The following is a 22,195-nucleotide window of genomic DNA, read 5'->3' as shown; positions in this document are numbered from 1 at the left end:
TACTTGCCGCTGTACCGCTATGCGGTTTTGTCTCTTTGCGTCCTGGCCCTCGGGTCAGCCACGCGGTACTGCTCCTCGCGGGCGTCGGTGAGGAACATCTGGCCCGGCGCGTGCGTGATGGCGAACGGCGGGCGCGAGGCCATCACCGCGGCCTGCGGGGTCACCCCGCAGGCCCAGAACACCGGGATGTCGTCGGGCGCCGCGTCCACGGGATCGCCGAAGTCGGGACGGCCGAGGTCGCCGATGCCCAGCCCCGAGGGATCGCCGCAGTGCACGGGGCTGCCGTGCACGGCCGGGAGCAGGCTGCTCTCCCGGATCGCCGCCGAGAGGCGCTCCGGCGGCACCGGACGCATCGACACCACCAGCGGCCCGCGCACCCGTCCCGCGGGACGGCACTGCCGGCTCGTCACGTACATCGGCACGTTGCGGCCCTGCTCCACGTGCCGGATCGGCACGCCCGCAGCGGCCAGCGCCCACTCGAAGGTGAAGCTGCAGCCGATCAGGAAGGAGACCAGGTCCTCCCGCCAGTGGGCGCGCACGTCCGTCGGCTCGTCGGTCAGCTCGCCGTCCCGCCACACCCGGTAGCGCGGCAGGTCGGTGCGCAGGTCGGCGCCGTCCGCCAGGACCGTCGTCCAGGAGCCGGCGTCCGTGACGTCGAGCACCGGACAGGGCTTCGGGTTGCGCTGGCAGAACAGCAGCATGTCGTACGCCCAGTCGGCGGGCACCGCGATCAGGTTGGCTTGTGTGTGGCCCGCCGCGACGCCGGCCGTGGGACCCGCCAGGCCCGCCCGGAAGCGTGCCCTGGCGGTTTTCGGGCTCCACGCGTGCGCGTGCTCGTCGACAAGGGTCAGCGGACGGTCTTGCGTACGGGGTACGCCGGTCACTCCAGCTCCTTCCCGCGCGTCTCGGGCAGCCCGAGGAGCGCCAGCGCCGCGATGCCGTACCCGATGGCGCCGAAGACCAGCGCGCCGCCCACGCCCCAGCTGTCGGCGAGGAAGCCGACCAGGGTCGGGAAGACCGCGCCGACCGCGCGCCCGGTGTTGTAGGTGAAGCCCTGGCCCGTGCCGCGCACCTCGGTCGGGTACAGCTCGCTCAAATAGGAGCCGAAGCCGCTGAAGATGGCCGACATGCAGAAGCCGAGCGGGAAACCGAGCACCAGGAGAAGGGTGTTGGCGCCGTTCGGGATGTTGGCGTAGGCCAGGATGCAGACCGCGGACAGCAGGGCGAAGAGCCAGATGTTGCGGCGCCGGCCCAGCCGGTCGGTGAGATAGCCGCCGGTGAGGTAGCCGAGGAAGGCGCCGGAGATCAGGAAGGTCAGATAGCCGCCGGTGCCGACGACCGACAGGCCGCGCTCGCTCTTGAGGTACGTCGGCACCCAGGTCGCCAGCGTGTAGTAGCCGCCCTGGACACCGGTGGACAGCAGGCCGGCGAACACCGTCGTCCACAGCAGGCCCCGGGCGCCCGCCGTGCCCGGCCGGAAGATCGCCGTGAACGAGCCGCGCTGCGCGTTCTGTTCACGTACCTCGGTCGCCTGAGGGGCGTCGTGGACGCGGCGGCGCAGCCACACCACGAGGAGCGCGGGCAGTGCGCCGGTCCAGAACATCACGCGCCAGGCAAGGTCGTCGTCCGCGACCGAGAAGACCAGCGTGTAGACGATCGCGGCCAGCGCCCAGCCCATGGCCCAGGAGCTCTGGACCGCGCCGAGCGTGCGACCCCGGTGCTTGGCGCTCGCGTACTCGGCGACCAGGATCGCGCCGACGGCCCACTCGCCGCCGAAGCCGAGGCCCTGGAGGGCGCGGAACACCAGCAGGGTCTCGTAGTCGGGCGCGAAGCCGCAGGCCACGGTGAAGACGGCGTACGTGATCACCGTGATCATCAGGGCCCGGACCCGGCCGACCCGGTCGGCGACGACGCCGGCCACGGCGCCGCCGATCGCGGAGACCACCAGCGTGACGGTGGTGAACAGGCCGGTCTGGCCGCTGTCCAGCCCGAAGTGCGCCGCGAGCGCGACCATGCTCAGCGGCAGGGTGAAGTAGTCGTAGGAATCCAGGGCGTATCCGCCGAATGCACCGGCGAACGCGCGGCGGCCGCGCGGGCCGAGGGCGTGCAGCCAGCCCAACGCGCCGTCCTGGGCGGTGCGTTCACCCACGCCGGACGACGTGTCGGCGGACAGGGCCTGCGGTGGAGGGGTCGAGCTCATGGGCACCTCGCAGATGAGGGACGGAGGGTGCGGGGACTGAGCCGTGCCGTGAGTCGTGCCGTGCGGAGCACCGTAGAGGATCGTTCAACGATCCTTCAATACCCATGTTGTTTCGTCCTTGTGTCTGCGGTTGAATTCCGGGCATGGCAGAGCAGCTGACGGGACTGGCCGACGACCGTGCCCTCCTCGGGCGCACCAGCACCGCGGAACGGGTCTCCGACATCCTCAGGAGCCGTATCGCCGAGGGCTATTTCCCGCCAGGCACCCGGCTGTCCGAGGACAGCATCGGCGGGGCGCTCGGCGTCTCCCGCAACACCCTCCGCGAGGCGTTCCGGCTGCTCACGCACGAACGCCTGCTGGTCCACGAGCTCAACCGCGGGGTCTTCGTCCGCGTCCTGACCGTGGAGGACGTCGAGGACATCTACCGCACCCGGTCCCTGGTCGAGTGCGCCGTCGTACGGGGCCTCGGCGAACCGCCCTACGCCCTGGACGAGTTGGCGTCCGCCGTCACCGAGGGGCAGGTGGCCGCCGGCGAGAATGACTGGAAAGCACTGGGTACGGCCAATATCCACTTCCACCGGGAACTGGTCGCCCTCGCCGGCAGCGAGCGCACCGACGAGCTGATGCGCAGCGTCTTCGCCGAACTGCGCCTCGCCTTCCACGTCGTCGACGACCCGCGCCGCCTCCACGAGCCGTACCTCGCCCGCAACCGCCAGATCCTCCAGGCGCTCCAGGCCGGCGACCGGGCCGGCGCGGAGAAACTCCTCGAGAACTACCTCGCGGATTCGCTGGAGCGGGTCGTCGAGGTCTACCGGCGACGGGTCGGGGAGGAGGGACAGGGCGCCGGCTGAGACCGGCGCGCCCCGCCCACCGCCCACGACGGACGGTGATCTCGATCCGCTGTGACCTCTGTCGCTTCTACGTCGTTTCGGTCGTTGTCATACCGAGGACCTAGTCTGTGCACCGTGACTTCGCCTGCATCGACGGACAGCGTTCCGCCCCAGCTCAGCGCGGGGCCGCGCCCGGCGCCGGGCCCGGCCGCCGACGAGGGGCTGGCGCGGCGGCTGCGCGCGCTCGCCTGCACGGCGCCGCTGCACGACCTCGACGCGCGCAAGGCGAACCTCGCGGGCGAGTACTCGGTGTACGGCATGGCGGAGGTGGCCCTGGCCGCCATCGACCTCGTCACGCTCAACATGGACTTCGACACGGGCGCCGACCACGACCAGATAGTGGCCAGGCTCATCCCGCGCATCGCCGCCCAGGCCCCGCGGCGCCCCGTCGCCGAGCACGAGCGCGTGGCCCGCTGGGTCCTGGAGAACCTGATCAACGTCGGCAGTGTCGACCGCGGCTTCCGCGCCGTGTACGGCACGTTCGCTCCGGACGGCACCTATGTCCGCCGTGACTACGACTTCAAGCTGATCGAGGAGGTCCCCGGACCCGGCGGCACGGTCTACCTCCGTACCACCGACGAGGCCGTCAACGTCCTGGTCGGCGCACTCGACACCGACGTCACCAGCGCCCAGATCGCCGCCGAGGTCAAGCTCGAGGTGCTGATCAACCGCGGCCGTCTCGCCGATGCCCAGCTCGCCGCGGAACAGGCCCGGTACCGCACGGTGCAGTACTCGGAGACCCTGCGCCGGGCCCTGGAGGCGACCCGGCGCAACGTCCGGGCCGTCGACTGGCTCAACACCGTGCCCGACATGATCGCCGAGGCCCTCGACCACGTCGCCGACCGGTACCGCCACGAGAACGCGATCCTCACCAACATCCGCAGGGCCCGCGACGAGTCCGAGGACCCCGAGCACAAGCGGCGCGCCGCCGAACTCGTCGACATCGTGAAGGACTGCATCCGGCGCCACACCCAGCTCCAGTCCCGGCTGCTGGAAGCCGGGCCGCTGTTCCGCGCCGAGCAGGACCGGCAGGCCTTCGCCACGCCCCTGGCCACATCGGGCATCGACCTGTACGGCCATCTGCTGGCGCCCGTCCTTCCGCTGCCCCTGGAGCGGGCCGTCCGCGTCACGGACTCCTTCTTCGCACGCGGCACCGGGCTGCGCACACCCGTCTCCGTCCGGGTCGGTGACCTCGTCGACATACTGCTCACCCCGCCGATGGAACGGGAGCATCTGGGCGCCGAGATGCCCGAGCCGGACCTGATCGCCACCCCGGACGACAGCCGGTTCAGCGACGAGCAGCTGGCCGCCGCGACGGAGCTGTTCGACCTGCCCGCCGACGCGCCGCGCCGGCTGTCCGGACTGCTGGCCGAGGCGCGGCGCCGGGACCCCGATCTGCCGTACCTGGTGGCCCTGCTGGCGGTGCACGCGGCCAGCCCGCCGGTCGGCACGGCCTATCGCCAGGGCGAGCAGAAGCTGCTGTTCGCGGTGGACGACGGGACCGAGCTGGACGACCCCGAGTTCGGCGGGGCCGACCTCGTCGTGGGGACGGCGCTGCTGGACGCGGTGGGCATGGCGGCGGACAGGACGGAAGCAGCATGAGCAGGCCAGAGCGTGACAAGGAGCCCGAGCAGTGACCGAGCACGTCGAGTGGAGCGAGCCGGAGGCCCCGGCATCGTCGGCGCCCGCCGCCGTCACCCCCGCCGACGCCGCCGACGCCGCGCGGCTCGTCGCCTTCGGGCTGCAGCCCAAGCTCCAGCCCGCGCGCGACCAGGAGTACACGGAACTGCTGCGCCGCTACCGCGAGGACCCCGCGTTCGCGCGCCTCGCGGACGCCGTGGCGACCGGGCTCGGGCTCGTCGTCCTCGAGGTGTCCCCGCGCGCGGGGATGGCCGTCACCGCCGCCGAGGACTCGGTGTTCGCCGTGCGCATGGGCGACTACGCGCGTCGTACGTCAGCCGACGGAGGCGACCGCTTCCTGCACGGCCTCGCCCATCTCGCCGTCGCCACACTGGCCTTCCCGCGCCCCGAGGACCTGGCCGACGACGGCTACATCGGGCGGGTCACCGTCAACGGCGTCGACGCCTTCGTACGGCAGGCCTGCCGCCGCCTCGAGGACCGGGCCGAGCAGCAGGGCGAGAACACCGACCCGGCCACCGACGCCCCCGGCCTGGAGGCCGCCTGGCGGATCTGGGCGCGGCGCAGCGCGACCGGCGCCACCAAGGACGCGCGCAGACTCGCAGGTTCGACGACCGGCATCGTCGGCAAGGCGGTCGCGTTCCTCACCGACTCCGGGTTCCTGCACAGAACGGGCGACGACAACGGCGGCACGTACCGCACGACGTCCCGCTACCAGCTCCAGGTGCGCGACATGGCCGGTGGCGCCGCCATGGCCGAACTGCTCGAGCTGGGCGTGGTCCCGGTCACCGACGGCACCGCCGGCCTGGTGCCCGCCGAGGACACCGAGGACCTGGACCTGGTGGCCGACGCCGCGCTGCCGTTCCACTCCTGAACCCCCCTCATCCGACACAGACTTCTGACACAGACTTACGACGAGAGTCCGCCATGTACGAGCTGTCCCGGGTCCGTCTCTACTCCATCGGTCCCGCCGGTGCGCGCTACGCCGACACCGTGCTTGACCTGCGGGGCGTGGGCGAGCCGGTGCCCGACCCCGCCCCCACGCAGGCGGAGTTCTTCGAGGAGGAGCCCGCCGGCCCGCCGCGCCGGCCCGCGCCCGCCGGCGTGCTCTTCCTGGAGAACGGCGGCGGCAAGTCCGTGCTGCTCAAGCTGATCTTCTCCGTGATGCTCCCGGGCCACCGCAACACCCTCGGCGGCGCCAGCTCGGGCGTGCTGCGCAAGTTCCTGCTCGCCGACGACTGCGGACACGTGGCCCTGGAATGGCAGCACACGCTGACCGGCGAGTGCGTCGTGGTCGGCAAGGTCAGCGAGTGGCGCGGCCGGCAAGTCTCCAACGACCCGCGGAAGTTCGCCGAGGCCTGGTACTCCTTCCGGCCCGGCCCCGGCCTCAGCCTCGACAACCTCCCCGTCGCCGAGTCCACCTCCGTGCGTCCGCCCGCGGAGGGCCAGTCGGGCGCCCAGGGGCGGCGGCGCACCATGAAGGGCTTCCGGGACGCCTTCACCGAGGCCGGCAAGGCCTACCCGCATCTCGAGGTGTACTGGGAGGAGATCCACGACCGCTGGACCGAGCACCTCGGCGACCTCGGCCTCGACCCCGAACTCTTCCGCTACCAGCGGGAGATGAACGCCGACGAGGGCGAGGCGGCCGGACTCTTCGCGGTCAAGAAGGACTCCGACTTCACCGACCTGCTGCTGCGCGCGGTCACCGACACCCGGGACACGGACGGCCTCGCCGACCTGGTCGGCGGCTTCGGCAACAAGCTGGGCCGGCGCGCCGAGCTGATCGCCGAGCGGGACTTCACCGCCGGGTCGGTCGATCTGCTCGGGCGGATCGTCGAGGCCGCCGAGGCACGCTCACGCGCGCGTGACATCCACGCCGGTGCCGAGCGCCGTACCCGCACCCTGGCGCGGCGGCTGTCCGCGCGGGGAGTGCGGGAGCGGGTGCGCGCCGCCGACCTCGCCCAGCGCGTCACGGCCGCCGCGTACGCCGTCACGCACTCCGAGGGCGCCCGCGAGCGCAGTGCGCTGATCGCCGCCGAACTCGCCTACCGGCACGCCTCGTTGGCGCTCGCCGCCGGCGAGAAGGCGGCGGCCGCGCAGAAGCGCGAGCTGGCCGACGCCCGGACCCTGCACTCCGCCTGGCAGGCTGCCGAGGCCGTGCTGCGCCACCGCGCCGCCGCCGACCGCGTCACACGTGTGGCCGCCGCGATCCAGGAGGCCGAGCGGGACGCCGCCCCCGCCCTCGCCGCCCGGGCCGAGGCCGCCGTCGATCTCGTACGGGCCCTGCATGCGGCCGCCGAGAGCGCCGAGGCCCTCGCCAACGAGGGGGAGGAGCGCTCGGCCGCGTTGCAGGAGCTGAGCGAGTCGGCGTACCGGGACTCGACCGCCGCGGCCACCGAGGCACAGCGCGCCCGAAGCGAGATCGGCCATCTGCGCCAGCGCCTCGGCGAGGTCGAGCAGGAGACCGCCGAAGCCGTGCGCGCCGGTTGGCTCGACGACAGCGCCCCCGACGCCGATCCCGCGCGGGCCGCCCTTGCGGCCAGCGACGCCGAGAAGACTGCGGTTGCCGCCTGGGACACGGCCCGCGAGACCGCCCGCAGGGCCACGGAACACGCGCGCGAGGCGGTCTCGGCCGAGTCCCGCGCGGAGCTGACGGCGGCCCGCGCGGCGGACGCGGCGACGGCGGCCGAGCGGACCCACGACGCCGAGCGCCGCCTCGCCGAGACGCTGGCCGGGGAGGAGCGACTGGGCGAGCTGCTCGGCCTGCCCGGTGCGTCGGGCGCGGCGCCGGCGGGGGTGCCCGGTCCGCGTACGGGAGCCGAGGACGGCACCGTCGCGGCCCGGCCCGTCGCCGAAGGGCCCATGACCCCCGAGGACCTCGACCGCTTCGCCGACGAACTGCGCGAACTCCTCGACGAGTCCCTCTCCTCCGCCGAGCGCCAGCTCTTCGAGTTGCGGACCGTCGCGGCCGACGACGCTCGCATCCTCGGGGCGCTCGGTGACGGCGGACTGTTGCCGCCCGGCCCCGACGTGCTGGCCACCGTCGAGTTCCTCGGTGAGCACGGCATCCCGGCGCTGCCCGGCTGGCGCTACCTCGCGCAGGCCGTCGATCCCGCCGACCACGCGCGCGTGCTGGCCGCCCGCCCGGAACTGGTCGACGGCGTGATCATCACCGATCCGGACACGCACGCGCGTGCCCGCGAGGCGCTCGGGGACGCGGCGCTGCTGCCGCGCTCGGCCGTCGCCGTCGGCACCGCGGCCGCCCTGCTCGCCCCCACCCCGGCCGCCGGGGACGTCTTCCTCGTACCGCCGAACCCGGCCATGCACGATGAACACGCCGCCGACGAGGAACGGCAGGCGCTGCGGGCGCGGGCGACCGAGCGGGACGAGGAGATCCGGCGGCTCGCCGCCCGGCTCGGCAAGGACCGGGAGCTGGCGGCCCGGCTCGCCTCCTGGCGCACGGGCTGCCCGGCGGGACGGCTCACGGAACTCGCCCGGGCCGCCGGGGAGGCGCGCGCCTTCGCCGAGGAGTCCGAGGCCGAACTGGCGGAGACACGGACCGCGCGGGCCGAGGCCGACGAGGTCGCCGCCGAGGCCACACGCATGCGCGACGAGCGGCAGGAGACCGCGCAGAAGGCCCGGCGCGCCGCCGACGCCCTCGCCGGGCTCGCCTTCCGGCTGCGCGAGCGCTCCGGCTGGCAGGCCAAGCTGCGCGAACTCGCCGACGAGGCAACCGAGTCGGAAGCCCGCGCCCAGACCTGCCTGGAGCGTGCCCGCGCCGCCGACGAGGACCGCCGTGCCGCCCAGCGCGCCGCCGACGACGCCCGCCGCACCGCCCGCACCCTGCGCGCCGAGCGCTCCGAGATCGCGGGCGCCCCCGATGACGTACCGGACGACGGCACAGACGCGCCCAAGGCGGCGCTGCCCGCCCTCCGCGAGGCCTACCGGGCCGCCTCCCAGGTGTACGAGAAGGTCGGTGTCGGCGCCGATCTGCGAGCCGAGCAGGCCCGCGCGGAGAGCGACGAGAGCGCGGCCCGCGCCGAACTCGACCGGCTCAGCAACAAGGTCCGCACGCGCGCGGAGCAGCTCCTGCAGTCGCCCGAGGGCTCGGACGGCCCCTCCCGGCAGGCCGCCGCCGCACGCGCGGAGGAGCTGGTCCAGCTCCTGGAAACCCGCATGTCCACCGCGAGCGAGCAGCTCGGGCGGCTGCGCGGCGAGGCCGAGCGGCACGCGCCCGAGGACGGGGAGGCGCACACCGAGCTGCCCGAGGAGCTGCTCCCGCGTGACGCCGAGCACGCCCAGGCGCTGCTGCGCACGGCCACCGCCGAACTCGCCTCCCGCACCGAGGCCTTGACCCGGACCCGAGCGGCGCACGCCGAACTGCTGGAGACCCACCGCGCGGCCGAGGACGCCGCCGGCGGCTTCGACGAGATCGCCGCCATGCTCCGCGACCTGCTGAGAGACCACACCCCGGACGACGACCAGGAGGAGCCGGAGCCGTACGCCGGCAGCCTGGAGGAGGCCCGGCACTCCGCCGCCGAGGCCCGCCGCTCGCTGCGCGGCTGCGCCGCCGACCTGTCCGCCGCCGAAGCGGCCGTACGTGAGGCGGGCGACGTCCTGGTCCGGCACGCCAACTCGACGCGCTACGAGCAGGTCCGTACCCCGGCCCGGCAGCAGATCCGCGAACTGCCCGCTTCCGCGCTGCCCGAGCACGCCCAGAAGTGGGCGGACGCCTTCGCGCCCCGACTACGGGTGCTGACGGACGAGTTGGCGCAGCTGGAGCGCAACCGGGACTCGATCGTGGACCGGTTGCGCGGGCTCGTCGAGTCGGCCCTGGCCACCCTGCGCTCCGCGCAGCGGCTGTCCCGGCTGCCCGAGGGGCTCGGGGAGTGGTCCGGGCAGGAGTTCCTGCGCATCCGCTTCGACGAGCCCGACCAGGCCGCGCTCACCGAACGGCTCGGCGAGGTCATCGACGAGGCGACCCGCGCCGCTGTGAAGAAGAACTCCGACCTGCGGCGCGACGGCATGTCCCTGCTGCTGCGCGGAGTTGGGGCGGCGCTCCAGCCGAAGGGCGTCGCCGTGGAGATCCTCAAGCCGGACGCCGTACTGCGCGCCGAGCGCGTGCCCGTCGGGCAGATGGGCGACGTGTTCTCCGGCGGCCAGCTGCTCACCGCCGCGATCGCCCTGTACTGCACGATGGCCGCCCTGCGGTCGAACGACCGGGGCCGCGACAAGCACCGGCACGCGGGCACGCTGTTCCTCGACAACCCCATCGGCCGCGCCAACGCCACGTACCTGCTGGAACTCCAGCGGGCCGTCTCGGACGCGCTGGGCGTGCAGCTCCTCTACACGACCGGCCTGTTCGACACGACTGCACTGGCCGAGTTCCCCCTGGTCATCCGGCTGCGCAACGACGCCGACCTCAGGGCGGGCCTGAAGTACATCAGCGTGGAGGAACACCTCCGGCCCGGGTTGCCCCAGCAGCCCCGGGCCGGAGAAGCGGTGCACAGCGAGATCACGGCGACACGGATGTTCAAGAAGCCCGAGCCGTCCACCAGTTGATCAAGAGGTTGACCAACCCATCGATCAACTGGTGATCAACTGTCCTCCGATGGGTCGTCGTCCGATCCCGTCTTCACCGTGCAGGACGGGTGGTAGACCGTGTTGTGCGTCTTGTGGATGTGGTCGAGCAGTTCGTCGTCGGACCGCACGTCCGGCCCCGGCGCCGGCTCCGCGCCCGTCCAGCCGCTCAACGCGGGCTGGGCGGCGATGCGGCGGGCCGGCTTCAGCCCGTACGTCATCACCCGCACGTCGTGCTCGTGCGTGAAGTACCGGGGGCCCACCTTCGGCTTGTCCCGGTAGTCGCGTGTCCTGAGCCGCACCGTGCCGCGCACACCTGCCCGGAGTGCAGGAACACGGCGGTCAGCGCCATGTCGACGGCCGTGTCGAAGTCGGCGTCCGCGAACACGATGTCGGGGTTCTTGCCGCCGAGTTCGAGCGCGACCTTCTTGACCGTTCCGGCCGCGGCCGCCACCAGCCGGCGCCCGGTCCGCAGCCCGCCCTGCCGGCGGCCTCATGGCCCAGCAGGAACGGGAAGTCGTCCGCGACCGCGCCCTCGCGGTAGTGCAGATCCGTGTGGCAGACCCCGCAGGCCTGCACGGGGAGGAGGACCTCTCCGGGCCAGGGATCCGGGACGACGATCGTCTGCACCTCGACGGGCGCGCCCTTCTGCGTGGCGACTACGGCACGGACCTCGTGTGGCACGACAAGCTCCTCTGCTGTTGCGCATTGCACGATGGGTTGCGCGATGGGGAACATATTGAGAACGGCGTCACGGAGCCGTCAAGAGGTGCGCGTTCACCCTTGGCAAAAGGAACCTGTGGGACGGAACCTGTCGGACACACGGCGGTGCGGGCCAGCAACTTCCTGGTCCCGCACCGCTGTTGCCGTGTCGCAGGGCGCCTTCGTCCGTGCCCCCGTTCGCCCGGGCGTCCGCCCGGCCGTCGCTCAGAAGCCGTAGCCCATACGGCGCGACAGCTCGGCCCCCGCCGCCACCGTCCGCTTCGCCAGCTCCGGCAGCCGGTCCGCGTTCAGCCGGTACACCGGCCCCGAGACGCTGATCGCCGCGATCACCTTGCCGTCGTGCGCCCGGATCGGCGCGGCCACGGCCGAGAGGCCCAGCTCCAGCTCCTCGACGGTGATCCCGTAGCCCTGCTCGACCACGGCCTCCAGCTCGGCGCGCAGCATGCTCGCGCCGTTGATCGTCCGCTCCGTGAACCGCGACAGCGGGCGTGCGAGGAGGCCCTCGCGCAGGGTCGGCGGCATGTGCGCGAACAGTACCTTGCCGCTGGAGGTGGCGTGCAGCGGGGTGCGCCTGCCCAGCCAGTTCTGCGCGGTCACCGAAGCGGTGCCGCGGGCCTGCATGATGTTGACCGCCGCGTCGTCGTCGAGCACGGCGATGTTCACGGTCTCGCCCAGCTCGTCGGCGAGTTCCCGGCAGACCGGGACCCCCTCCTGCGAGATGTCCAGCCGCACTGCCGCCGCCCCCGCGAGGCGCAGTACGCCGGCCCCCAGGTAGTACTTGCCGCGGTCCTTCGCCTGGGCCACCAGGCCGCGGTTCTCCAGGACACCGAGCAGCCGGAACGCCGTGGACTTGTGCACGTCCAGCTTCTCGGCGATCTCGGTGACCCCCGCCTCGCCGTGCCGCGCCAGGATCTCCAGCACGCTCACGGCGCGGTCCACCGACTGCACGGCGCTGGCCGCTCCCCGGCCGTTCGGCCTCTCCGTGGTTCCCGGGTTGTCCGGGGTTCCGGCGTGCTCCTCGCTCCGGTCAGCCTTCTTCTGCGTGCGGGTCATGGCTCAACTCTCACCACCTGTCGGCCCCTGTTTGGGCCGCATCTGCGGGAAGCCCTTGATGCGACAGTCGTCCCGCGCGATTCTGTTGCGTATAGCGCTCGCTCGTGCGTCATACGAAACATCATGTTACCGAAGCGTCCGGATCCCGGAAGGGGACGAGTCCCGTGACGGGACCGGACGACCTGGACCGATGGCGGTCCGCCTCACTCCTTCACCACCGCACCGCCCGGGCCGGGCACGGCCCGGACTTCCCGACTGCATGCACCAAGCAGGTCCAGGACCGAGTGTCCCGGACCGAGAGGGGGCCCGTGATTCCCGTCTGCCGCCTCGAAGACCTTCCCAAGGGCGAGTCCGTCCGCGTCGACAGCACTCCGCCGGTCGCCGTGTTCCACACCGACGAGGGCGACTTGTGCGCCATCGACGACACCTGCACCCACCAGGACGCCTCCCTCGCCGAGGGCTGGCTGGAGGGCTGTCTGGTCGAATGCCCGCTGCACGTCGCTTCATTCGATCTGCGCACGGGGGGAACCGACCTGTCTCCCGGCGCGCCGCTCCGTCCGCACCCACCGCGTCACCGTCGACGACGGCGTGATCCACGTCCACCTCGTCGCCGAGGAGGGAACGGCTGCATAAGCACGATGCCGGTGCGACATACGGCCATTTCCGCGACAGCCCCTCTCATGACACCGGGCGCCGTTCCGGGTACGCGTCGTCGTCCCGCGCCGCCCGAGACGAGCCGTACCGCATGAGGACCGTGACCGTCGTCGGCGCCTTCCTCTCCGGGCTGCACGCGGCCCGTGAGCTGCTCGCCGGACGCACCCTCGAGACCGCGCGATCGGTGCCGTACTTCTGGTCCGACCAGTACGGCGCCCGCATCCGGTTCGCCGGTCGGCGCCGGGACGGCGACGCCGTTCGCGTCGCCGAGAGTGAACTCACCGGGGACGAACTCGCCGAGGGAGCGCTGGGCGAGCGGGCTCAGGGCGAGACCGGCTTCCTCGGCCGGTACGAACGCGACGGCCGTACGGTCGCGGTGCTCTCCGTCGACCGCCGCCGCCCGTTCGTGCGGGCCCGACGCGAACTCGCCCGCCGGGAGAGCCCGGTGGAGCCGGCCGCGCTCTGACCGGCCTGCCCTCTCAGGGGTGCGACAGCTGCCCGGTGCCGCCCCGCCGCCGTATCCGCTCCCGCTCGCGCTCGGCTGTCCGGGCCTGCCGCCGGGCGGCGCGCCGCTCACGGCGCAGCGCCCGCGCCGTACTGCTGGGCACCGACACGACACCGTTGCGCTGGTTCCACACCTGGCGGGTCACCCAGACGTCGAGCACACCCCATGTGGCCACCACTGTGCCGGCCACACTGCTGAGCACCATCGGGAACGCCAGCCATGACCCCGTCAGCGTGCACAGGAAGGCGACCATGGCCTGAATCAGAGTCACGGAGATGATGAGGACCGCCCGCACGGCCGCCGTACGCACCGGATCGGGCATCCTGCGCCGCCGCGCGGGCTCCTCCACCCACAACGGTCGAGAGGACGGCCGCCCAGAGGATCCGGTGACGGCTTCCGCATCGCGTCGTTGCGCCGGAATGTCGTGATCCGGTGCCCCTGGGCCCCGCCACACCGTATGGCTCCCCGTCACGCCGTCCCCCGCTGTGTCGCGCCGCTCCGCTCCGCCGTGCCCATCAATGTGTCACTCCCCACCGCCAGCAGACCGCTCGCCCGGTGTCCGACGACACCGTCTCCCCAGTGGCTGCCCGGCTTGCGCTGTTTTACGCCGCCGAGGTGCGGGATATGGCTCCTGTGGCCGATTCCGCCCCCGTTCCCGTAGTGAAGGACGAACGAAGCGTCACGAAGATTCCCAGCCGGCGAAAAATTCCGGCCAACCGGTGCTCCCGGTCAATCCCGCCCACCCCGGCCGCGGGCGACGGAATCGGGGTGGCAATCTCCTCCAATGCCCGGACAACTCGGCATGTCTTGCCGCCGTTGCGGAAGTTCAGCCTCCGGACGGGTCTTCGAGTTGACTGTGTGACGGTAGTAGGCTCGCGCCGTTTGTTGACGCACATGTGTACCCCCGTCCGGAGGGGGTCGAGCTGGGGGAGGCCATGCGCTTTCGCGGGAAGTCCGTCCGCAGGAAGATCGTGACGCTGCTTCTCGTGCCGCTGGTGTCCCTGACCGCCATCTGGGGCTTCGCGACGGTCATCACAGGGCGGGAGGTCACCCGGCTCTTCCACGTGTCGCACATCGTGGAGGACATCGGCTACCCCACCCAGGACACGGTCCGTGTCCTGCAGCAGGAACGCCGCCAGTCCCTCGTCTACCTCGCCGACCCGCGCGCCTCCGACGCACTGGCCGCACTGCGCCGCACCCGGACCGTCACCGACGAAGCCATCGTCGAGTTCCGGAAGAACGCCAAGGACCCCGACGTCCGCGGCGACATGGACACGGACGACGGCGAACGTCTCACCGCGGTCCTGGACGCCTTCGGCGGCATCGACTCGCTGCGCCGCAGTGTCGAGGAGGGCACGGTCAGCCGCGCCCAGGCACTGGACCTCTACAACCGCGTGGTCGACCCGTGCTTCGCGCTGCTCGCGAGCCTCGACGGCATCGACGACGTGGACATGGACCAGGAGGCCCGTGCCCTCGTCAACGTCACCCGGGCCCGCGAACTCCTCTCCCGCGAGGACGCGTTGCTCGGCTCCGCCCTGGTGGTCGGAGAGCTCTCCGGCGACGAGACGCGCGACATCTCCGACCTCGTCGCCCAGCGCTCCCTCCTGTACGACATCAACCTGCCGCTGCTGCCCGCGTCGGAACGCGAACGGTACGAGCGCTTCTGGAAGAACGCGTCCACCGCCCCCCTGCGCGTCGCCGAACAGGCCGTCATCGGCACCGGATCCGGCACGCCGCACGGTGTCGACGCGAAGAGCTGGGACACAGCCGCGGGCAATGCGCTCGACGAACTTCGCGCCCTTGACGACCAGGTCGGCGACCGCTATCAGGACCGCGTCCGGCCGACGGCCGTGAGCGTGATCGTCCAGGCGGCCGTCGCCGGCGTCCTTGGACTGGTCGCCGTCCTCCTCTCCGTCGTCCTGTCCGTACGCGTCGGCCGTGGCCTCATCCGCGACCTGCGGCAACTGCGCCTCGAGGCGCACGAGGCCTCCGGCGTCCGGCTGCCCAGCGTGATCCGCCGGCTGTCCGCCGGTGAACATGTCGACGTCGAGACCGAGGTCCCGCGCCTGGAGTACGACAAGAACGAGATGGGCGAGGTCGGCCAGGCCCTCAACACCCTGCAGCGCGCGGCCGTGGAGGCCGCGGTCAAGCAGGCCGAACTCCGCGCCGGGGTCGCCGACGTCTTCGTGAACCTCGCCCGGCGCAGCCAGGTGCTGCTGCACAAGCAGCTCACCCTGCTCGACACCATGGAGCGCAGGACCGAGGACACCGACGAACTCGCCGACCTCTTCCGCCTCGACCACCTCACCACCCGTATGCGCCGACACGCCGAGGGCCTCGTGATCCTCTCCGGTGCCGCCCCTTCCCGGCAGTGGCGCAAGCCCGTCCAGCTGATGGACGTCGTGCGCGCGGCCGTCGCCGAGGTCGAGGACTACGAACGCATCGAGGTCCGCCGACTGCCGCGGGTCGCCGTCACCGGCCCGGCGGTCGCGGACGTCACCCACCTGGTGGCCGAACTCCTCGAGAACGCAACGGTGTTCTCGCCGCCGCACACCGCCGTACAGGTCCTGGGCGAACGCGTCGCCAACGGCTTCACCCTGGAGATCCATGACCGCGGCCTCGGCATGGCGGCCGAAGCTCTGCTGGACGCCAACCTGCGGCTCGCCGAGACTCCGGAGTTCGAACTCTCCGACACCGACCGGCTCGGCCTGTTCGTGGTCAGCCGCCTCGCCCAGCGGCAGAACGTCCGCGTCTCGCTGCAGCCGTCCCCGTACGGCGGCACCACCGCGGTCGTCTTCATACCCGACGTGCTGCTCAGCGACGACGTCCCCGACACCAATGGCGTCGGCTTCCGCCTGGACCGCGAACGGCCCTCGAAGGAGGGCGAACTGGCGGAGAGCGGCACCAACGCCCTCGCACAGGTGCCCGTGCCGCTGCCGGGCCTGCCAGCCTCCCTGCTGGACGGGCCGATCGAGCTGGATGCCCTGGACGACTTCCCGGGCGCGCTCTCCGACGAGGACAGCGAACGCGGCGGACTGTTCCGCCCACGCCGCTACCGCGCCGATGACGAGGCACCGTCCCGGTTCGGTGAGGTTCATCAGCAGGGCTCCGAACCGGCGGACGGTGCGGGTGCCGAAGACCGCGAGGGCGCACCGGTGCCGCTGCCTCGCCGCCATACACCCAAGCTGGTCAGTTCGCACGGTCGGCCCGTCCCCGAACAGCGCTCCCGGCGGGCCGAGGCGGACGCGGAACCTCCGGTGGACCCGCGCCGCTCCGAGCAGGACACCCTCGCGCCGTTGCCGACCCGTCGCCGCGGCGAGATCTCTCCGCGCCCCGGCACCGGACTCGGCAACCACCTCGACGAGCGCACCGGGACTCCGTCCGAGCCGGCCGAGCCCTCCGTGCTGCCCGGCCGCGCCCGGCAGTCCGGGATCTCGTCCGACGGCCCGGGCAGCGACACACCGACTGCCGGCAGCGCCCCCCAGGCACTGCCCAGGCGCGTACGGCAGGCCAGCCTGGCGCCGCAGCTGCGCAAGGACCCCGAGCCGCGCCGCGCGCGTGACGCGGAGCCCGTCGAGCGCGACGCCGACCAGGTACGCAGTCGCATGGCCTCGCTCCAGCGTGGCTGGCAGCGCGGCCGTGAGGAGAACGCCGCGGGCGACGACGCCCACAACGGCACAGCACAAGGAACGACTAAGGGAGACGGTCGATGACCGCACCGAAGGCGACCGGCCACACCAGCAACGGCGAGCTGAACTGGCTCCTCGACGATCTCGTGGACCGGGTCGCCAGCATCCGCAAGGCCCTCGTGCTGTCCGGCGACGGCCTGCCCACGGGCGTGTCCAAGGACCTGACCAGAGAGGACAGCGAGCACCTTGCCGCCGTCGCCTCCGGCTTCCACAGCCTTGCCAAGGGCGTCGGCCGACACTTCGAGGCGGGCAGCGTGCGGCAGACGGTCGTCGAGCTCGACGAGGCCTTCCTGTTCGTGACGGCTGCGGGCGACGGCAGCTGCCTGGCCGTGCTCTCCGACGCGGACTCCGACGTCGGCCAGGTCGCGTACGAGATGACGCTCCTCGTGAAGCGGGTCGGAGTACATCTGGGCGCCGCTCCGCGCACCAATCTGCCCGCGGGTGGGTAGTGGGATGGCATGAGCGGAGAGGGGCAGGGAAGCAGCCGCTGGTTCGACGACGAGGCCGGGCCGGTCGTCCGTCCGTACGCCATGACGCGCGGCCGCACCTCCAGTGCGGCCCAGCACCGTCTCGACCTGATCGCGGTGGTCGTCACGGAACCCCACGTGGACGACCCGGAGGCGGACCAGACACTGTCGCCGGAACACGTCGACATCGTCGAACTCTGCCGTGACGTCCCGCAGTCGGTGGCCGAGCTGGCCGCGGAACTCGATCTGCCCGTCGGAGTGGTGCGGGTCCTCGTGGGGGACCTGGTGAACCAGGAACTCGTCCATGTGACGCGTCCCGTACCCCCGGCGGAACTCCCCGACGAGAGTATTCTGCGCGACGTGATCAACGGCCTCCGGGCGCTGTGAGCGGCGCGGAATCGGAGTAGTGACGTGACAGGCTGGCAGTTCTGGGTCGACCGGGGCGGTACCTTCACCGACATCGTCGCGAGGCGCCCGGACGGCCGCCTGCTCACGCACAAGCTGCTGTCCGACAATCCCGCCCGGTACGCCGACGCGGCGGTCGCCGGTGTCCGCGAACTCCTGGACGGCTCCCAGGAGCCCGTCGAGGCCGTCCGCATGGGCACGACGGTCGCCACCAACGCGCTCCTGGAACGCAAGGGCGAGCGCACCCTCCTCGTCATCACCCGCGGTTTCCGCGACGCCCTGCGCATCGCCTACCAGAACCGCCCCCGCATCTTCGCCCGCCGCATCGAACTGCCGCAGCTGCTGTACGAGCGCGTCGTCGAGATAGACGAGCGGATCGCGGCCGACGGCACCGTGGGGCGCGCACCCGACCTGGACGCTCTCCGGGGCGCGCTCCAGGAGGCGTACGACGAAGGGATCCGCGCCGTCGCCGTCGTCTGCATGCACAGCCATCTGTACCCTGCCCACGAGCAGGCGATCGGTGACCTGGCCGCCCGCACCGGCTTCCCGCAGATCTCGCTGTCCAGCGAGGTCAGCCCGCTGATGAAACTCGTCCCGCGCGGGGACACCGCCGTGGTCGACGCCTACTTGTCGCCCGTGCTGCGCCGCTACGTCCAGCACGTCGCCGACGAGCTCCAGGGCGTGCGGCTGATGTTCATGCAGTCCAACGGCGGGCTCGCCGAGGCAGGGCAGTTCCGGGGCAAGGACGCCATCCTGTCGGGACCGGCCGGCGGCATCGTCGGCATGGCCCGGATGTCGCAGCTCGCCGGCTTCGACCGGGTCATCGGGTTCGACATGGGCGGCACCTCCACCGACGTCTCGCACTTCGCGGGCGAGTACGAACGCGTCTTCACCACCCAGATCGCCGGCGTCCGGCTGCGCGCCCCCATGCTGGACATCCATACCGTCGCCGCGGGCGGCGGCTCCGTGCTGCACTTCGACGGCTCCCGCTACCGGGTGGGTCCCGACTCCGCGGGCGCGGACCCCGGTCCGGCCTGCTACCGCGGCGGCGGCCCTCTCGCCGTCACCGACGCCAACGTCATGCTCGGCCGCATTCAGCCCGCCCACTTCCCCAGGGTGTTCGGACCCGACGGAGACCAGCCCCTGGACGACGCGCTCGTGCGAGACCGCTTCACCGCCCTCGCCCACGAGATCCGCGAGCGGACCGGTGACGACCGCACCCCCGAACAGGTCGCCGAGGGCTACCTGCAGATCGCCGTCGCCAACATCGCCAACGCCGTGAAGCGGATCTCCGTCCAGAAGGGCCACGACGTCACCCGCTACGCCCTGACCACCTTCGGTGGCGCGGGCGGGCAGCACGCGTGCATGGTCGCCGACTCGCTCGGCATCCGTACCGTCCTGGTGCCGCCGATGGCCGGTGTCCTGTCCGCCCTCGGTATCGGCCTCGCCCACACCACGGCGATGCGCGAACAGTCCGTCGAGGCCCCTCTGGAGGCCGCCTCGATGCCAGCCGTCCGCAAGACCGCCGACGACCTGGAGGGCGCCGCTCGCGCCGAACTCCTCGCCGAGGACGTCCCGGAGGACCGTATCGAGGTCACCCGCCGCGCCCAGCTCCGCTACGACGGCACCGACACCACCCTCACCGTCGAGCTGGCCGAGCCCGACACGATGAGGCACGCCTTCGAAGAACGTCATCGCGCCACGTACTCCTTCACCCTCGACCGCCCGGTCGTCGTCGAAGCCCTCTCCGTCGAAGCCACCGGCATCACCCAACCCCCCGATCTCTCCGCCCTCGCCACCTACGAGGGCCGCGCCGCCGCCCCCGAGACCGTTCGCCTCCACACCGGCGGCGTCTGGCGCGACGTACCCCTCCACCGCCGCGAGGCCCTGCCTCCCGGCGAAACCGTCACGGGCCCCGCGATCATCACCGAGGCCAGTGCCACGACCGTCGTCGACGAGGGCTGGCGGGCCGCGACGACCGACGACGGGCATCTGGTCATGGAACGCGCGGCGATTACGCAGAGTTCCGATCTCGACACGGAATCCGATCCCGTTCTGCTCGAGGTCTTCAACAACCTGTTCATGTCCATCGCCGAACAGATGGGCGCACGGCTCGAGTCCACGGCCCAGTCCGTCAACATCAAGGAACGCCTCGACTTCTCCTGCGCCCTGTTCGACCCGGACGGAAACCTGGTGGCCAACGCCCCGCACATCCCCGTGCACCTGGGTTCCATGGGTACCAGCGTCAAGGAGGTCATCGGGCGCCGCGCAGGCTCCATGCGGCCGGGGGACACGTACGCCGTCAACGACCCCTACCACGGCGGCACCCACCTGCCCGACGTCACCGTCATCACCCCCGTCTTCGACACCGAGGGTGACCGGATCCTCTTCTACGTCGCCTCCCGAGGTCACCACGCCGAGATCGGCGGCATCGCACCCGGCTCCATGCCGGCGAGCAGCCGCACCATCGAGGAGGAGGGCATCCTCTTCGACAACTGGCTGCTGGCGGAGAACGGCCGCTTCCGCGAGGCGGAGACGCTCCGCCTGCTCACCGAGGCGCCGTACCCCTCGCGCAATCCGAAGACCAACCTCGCCGACCTGCGTGCCCAGATCGCCGCCAACCAGAAGGGCGTCGACGAAGTCGGCCGCATGATCGGGGACTTCGGACTCGACGTCGTCCAGGCCTACATGCGGCACGTCCAGGACAACGCCGAGGAGGCGGTCCGCCGTGTCATCGAGGCGCTCGACGACGGCGAGTACGCCTACGAGACCGACTCGGGCGCCGTCATCCGCGTACGCGTGCGCGTGGACCGCGCCGAGCGGCGCGCGACCATCGACTTCACCGGCACCTCGGCCCAGCTGTCCACGAACTTCAACGCGCCGTTCTCGGTCGTCAATGCCGCCGTGCTGTACGTGTTCCGCACCCTGGTCGCCGACGACATCCCGCTGAACGACGGCTGTCTGCGCCCGTTGGACATCGTCGTGCCGCCCGGCTCGATGCTGGCGCCCGAGTCGCCGGCCGCCGTCGTCGCGGGCAACGTCGAGACCTCCCAGGCCATCACCGGAGCCCTCTACGCCGCCCTCGGCGTCCAGGCCGAGGGCTCCGGGACCATGAACAATGTGACCTTCGGCAACGAACGCCACCAGTACTACGAGACCGTCGCCTCCGGATCCGGCGCCGGGGACGGCTTCCCCGGTGCGAGCGTCGTGCAGACCCATATGACGAACTCGCGTCTGACCGACCCGGAAGTGCTGGAGTGGCGACTGCCCGTGCAACTCGACGAGTTCGCCGTCCGGCAGGGCAGCGGTGGCGCCGGTCGGTGGCGCGGCGGCGACGGCGCGCTGCGCCGCATCCGCTTCCACGAGCCCATGACCGTCTCCACGCTCTCCCAGCACCGCCGTGTCCCGCCCTACGGCATGGCGGGCGGCGAACCCGGCGCACTCGGTGCCAACCGTGTCGAACGGGCCGACGGCACCGTGACCGAACTCGGCGGAAGCGACTCGGCGGACGTCGGCCCCGGAGACGTACTCGTCATCGAAACCCCGGGCGGCGGCGGTTACGGGCCGCCGTCCTCCGACCACCGTCAAGCAGGAGAAGAGACCGATGACCTTCGGGCGTTCTGAGCGCGGCAAGCCCCCGGTCGAGCCTGTCACGCTGAAGATCCTCGTGGCCGGCGGCTTCGGGGTGGGCAAGACCACCCTCGTCGGTGCGGTCAGCGAGATCCGGCCGCTGCGCACCGAGGAACTGCTCACGGAGGCCGGGCGTCCGGTCGACGACACGAGCGGTGTCGAGGGCAAGCACACCACGACCGTGGCCATGGACTTCGGTCGCATCACCCTGCGCGAGGACCTGGTGCTGTACCTCTTCGGCACGCCCGGGCAGGAGCGGTTCTGGTTCATGTGGGACGAGCTGTCCGAGGGCGCGCTCGGCGCCGTCGTGCTGGCCGACACCCGCCGCCTGGAGGACTGCTTCGCCGCCGTCGACTACTTCGAGCGGCGCTCCATACCCTTCCTCGTCGGTGTCAACTGCTTCGAGGGCGCGGCCCGTTATCCGGAGGATGACGTGCGCAGGGCCCTCGACCTCGATGCGGACGTGCCGCTCGTGCTCTGCGACGCCCGTGACCGCGCCTCGGTCAAGGAGGTGCTCATCGGTGTCGTCCAGCACGCGATGGCCTACGCGACCGACCGGCGGCAGACCGTCACGACCTGAGGCGCGGGCACGGCTCGTACCCCCGCCGACCGGGTACGAGCCGTGTTCCCTGCCGAGACGCGCCACGCACGCGCAGGCCCTCGTAGGCCGCACGCGTGCGTGGCGGACGCCTTCCGGGCTTCTAGTAGGGCTTTGTTAGGTACCCCGATTGATCATCGTCAGTTAGATTGTGATCTTCTGT

13 protein-coding genes and 5 pseudogenes are annotated in these 22,195 nt (G+C 72.0%); 11 read left to right on the top strand and 7 right to left on the bottom strand.

Annotated features, from left to right (window positions below):
• Positions 1–17: 17 nt before the first annotated feature.
• Both IEZ19_RS03690 and IEZ19_RS03685 read right to left on the bottom strand, forming a co-directional pair.
• Positions 18–884, bottom strand: coding sequence for a putative hydro-lyase (locus IEZ19_RS03690; RefSeq protein ID WP_189309524.1), 867 nt, complete (start codon positions 882–884; stop codon positions 18–20).
• Positions 881–2,200 carry an MFS transporter gene (locus tag IEZ19_RS03685; RefSeq protein ID WP_189309523.1) on the bottom strand — a complete coding sequence of 440 codons (1,320 nt, stop codon included), beginning with the start codon at positions 2,198–2,200 and terminating at the stop codon, positions 881–883. The genes IEZ19_RS03690 and IEZ19_RS03685 overlap by 4 nt, the downstream gene beginning before the upstream one ends.
• A gap of 143 nt (positions 2,201–2,343) precedes the next feature.
• On the opposite strand from IEZ19_RS03685, the gene IEZ19_RS03680 reads away from it, so the two are divergent.
• The 4 genes from IEZ19_RS03680 to IEZ19_RS03665 all read left to right on the top strand — a co-directional run bounded on the left by IEZ19_RS03680 (position 2,344) and on the right by IEZ19_RS03665 (position 10,290).
• Positions 2,344–3,051 carry a GntR family transcriptional regulator gene (locus tag IEZ19_RS03680; RefSeq protein ID WP_189309522.1) on the top strand — a complete coding sequence of 236 codons (708 nt, stop codon included), beginning with the start codon at positions 2,344–2,346 and terminating at the stop codon, positions 3,049–3,051.
• A gap of 114 nt (positions 3,052–3,165) precedes the next feature.
• Positions 3,166–4,692 carry a hypothetical protein gene (locus IEZ19_RS03675; protein ID WP_189309521.1) on the top strand — a complete coding sequence of 509 codons (1,527 nt, stop codon included), beginning with the start codon at positions 3,166–3,168 and terminating at the stop codon, positions 4,690–4,692.
• A gap of 31 nt (positions 4,693–4,723) precedes the next feature.
• On the top strand, positions 4,724–5,602 hold the full coding sequence (locus IEZ19_RS03670; RefSeq protein WP_189309520.1) for a hypothetical protein: 879 nt from the start codon (positions 4,724–4,726) through the stop codon (positions 5,600–5,602).
• Positions 5,603–5,655: 53 nt separating this feature from the next.
• Positions 5,656–10,290, top strand: coding sequence for a hypothetical protein (locus IEZ19_RS03665; protein ID WP_189309519.1), 4,635 nt, complete (start codon positions 5,656–5,658; stop codon positions 10,288–10,290).
• A 47-nt stretch (positions 10,291–10,337) separates the two neighbouring features.
• On the opposite strand, the pseudogene IEZ19_RS03660 reads toward IEZ19_RS03665, so the two are convergent.
• The 4 genes and pseudogenes from IEZ19_RS03660 to IEZ19_RS03645 all read right to left on the bottom strand — a co-directional run.
• A pseudogene (locus tag IEZ19_RS03660) lies at positions 10,338–10,631 on the bottom strand (GMC oxidoreductase); the annotation flags it as partial.
• Positions 10,613–10,789, bottom strand: a pseudogene (locus IEZ19_RS03655) (aldehyde dehydrogenase family protein); the annotation flags it as partial. The pseudogenes IEZ19_RS03660 and IEZ19_RS03655, both read right to left, overlap by 19 nt.
• 2 nt (positions 10,790–10,791) lie before the next feature.
• Positions 10,792–10,992, bottom strand: a pseudogene (locus IEZ19_RS03650) (alcohol dehydrogenase catalytic domain-containing protein); the annotation flags it as partial.
• Positions 10,993–11,235: 243 nt separating this feature from the next.
• Positions 11,236–12,084, bottom strand: coding sequence for an IclR family transcriptional regulator (locus IEZ19_RS03645; protein ID WP_373296904.1), 849 nt, complete (start codon positions 12,082–12,084; stop codon positions 11,236–11,238).
• 308 nt (positions 12,085–12,392) lie between these two features.
• On the opposite strand from IEZ19_RS03645, the pseudogene IEZ19_RS03640 reads away from it, so the two are divergent.
• Positions 12,393–12,717 (top strand): annotated as a pseudogene (locus IEZ19_RS03640) (bifunctional 3-phenylpropionate/cinnamic acid dioxygenase ferredoxin subunit).
• Positions 12,718–12,874: 157 nt separating this feature from the next.
• Positions 12,875–13,204: pseudogene (locus IEZ19_RS03635) on the top strand (NAD(P)/FAD-dependent oxidoreductase); the annotation flags it as partial.
• 13 nt (positions 13,205–13,217) lie between these two features.
• Here the strand turns inward: IEZ19_RS03635 and IEZ19_RS52990 are convergent.
• Positions 13,218–13,715: a hypothetical protein gene (locus IEZ19_RS52990; RefSeq protein WP_373296903.1), complete on the bottom strand. Its 498-nt coding sequence runs from the start codon at positions 13,713–13,715 to the stop codon at positions 13,218–13,220.
• A gap of 463 nt (positions 13,716–14,178) precedes the next feature.
• On the opposite strand from IEZ19_RS52990, the gene IEZ19_RS03625 reads away from it, so the two are divergent.
• Genes IEZ19_RS03625 through IEZ19_RS03605 form a run of 5 tightly spaced genes read left to right on the top strand, consistent with a single transcriptional unit; the run spans position 14,179 to position 22,014 of the window.
• The gene (locus tag IEZ19_RS03625) at positions 14,179–16,956 is read left to right on the top strand and encodes a sensor histidine kinase (protein WP_189309517.1); all 2,778 of its coding nucleotides are present in this window, start codon (positions 14,179–14,181) and stop codon (positions 16,954–16,956) included.
• Positions 16,953–17,381, top strand: a complete 429-nt coding sequence (locus IEZ19_RS03620) for a roadblock/LC7 domain-containing protein (protein WP_189309516.1) — start codon at positions 16,953–16,955, stop codon at positions 17,379–17,381. The genes IEZ19_RS03625 and IEZ19_RS03620 overlap by 4 nt, the downstream gene beginning before the upstream one ends.
• A 9-nt stretch (positions 17,382–17,390) precedes the next feature.
• Entirely contained in the window at positions 17,391–17,786 is a 396-nt protein-coding gene (locus IEZ19_RS03615) for a DUF742 domain-containing protein (RefSeq protein ID WP_189309515.1), read from the top strand.
• 24 nt (positions 17,787–17,810) lie between these two features.
• Positions 17,811–21,428: a hydantoinase B/oxoprolinase family protein gene (locus tag IEZ19_RS03610; RefSeq protein ID WP_189309514.1), complete on the top strand. Its 3,618-nt coding sequence runs from the start codon at positions 17,811–17,813 to the stop codon at positions 21,426–21,428.
• Entirely contained in the window at positions 21,409–22,014 is a 606-nt protein-coding gene (locus IEZ19_RS03605; protein WP_189309513.1) for a GTP-binding protein, read from the top strand. The genes IEZ19_RS03610 and IEZ19_RS03605 overlap by 20 nt, the downstream gene beginning before the upstream one ends.
• The last annotated feature ends 181 nt before the right edge of the window (positions 22,015–22,195 follow it).

Origin of the sequence: Streptomyces brasiliensis, assembly GCF_014647875.1 — a bacterium.
GTDB classification, from domain to species: Bacteria; Actinomycetota; Actinomycetes; order Streptomycetales; family Streptomycetaceae; genus Streptomyces; species Streptomyces brasiliensis.
This window is presented reverse-complemented; position numbering and strand designations above follow the sequence as displayed.

Coding starts and splice junctions, on each gene's coding strand:
- IEZ19_RS03685 (WP_189309523.1), bottom strand. CDS start 2,200: ATGAGCTCGACCCCTCCACCGCAGGCCCTGTCCGCCGACACGTCGTCC.
- IEZ19_RS03680 (WP_189309522.1), top strand. CDS start 2,344: ATGGCAGAGCAGCTGACGGGACTGGCCGACGACCGTGCCCTCCTCGGG.
- IEZ19_RS03665 (WP_189309519.1), top strand. CDS start 5,656: ATGTACGAGCTGTCCCGGGTCCGTCTCTACTCCATCGGTCCCGCCGGT.
- IEZ19_RS03645 (WP_373296904.1), bottom strand. CDS start 12,084: ATGACCCGCACGCAGAAGAAGGCTGACCGGAGCGAGGAGCACGCCGGA.
- IEZ19_RS03625 (WP_189309517.1), top strand. CDS start 14,179: ATGCGCTTTCGCGGGAAGTCCGTCCGCAGGAAGATCGTGACGCTGCTT.
- IEZ19_RS03620 (WP_189309516.1), top strand. CDS start 16,953: ATGACCGCACCGAAGGCGACCGGCCACACCAGCAACGGCGAGCTGAAC.
- IEZ19_RS03615 (WP_189309515.1), top strand. CDS start 17,391: ATGAGCGGAGAGGGGCAGGGAAGCAGCCGCTGGTTCGACGACGAGGCC.
- IEZ19_RS03605 (WP_189309513.1), top strand. CDS start 21,409: ATGACCTTCGGGCGTTCTGAGCGCGGCAAGCCCCCGGTCGAGCCTGTC.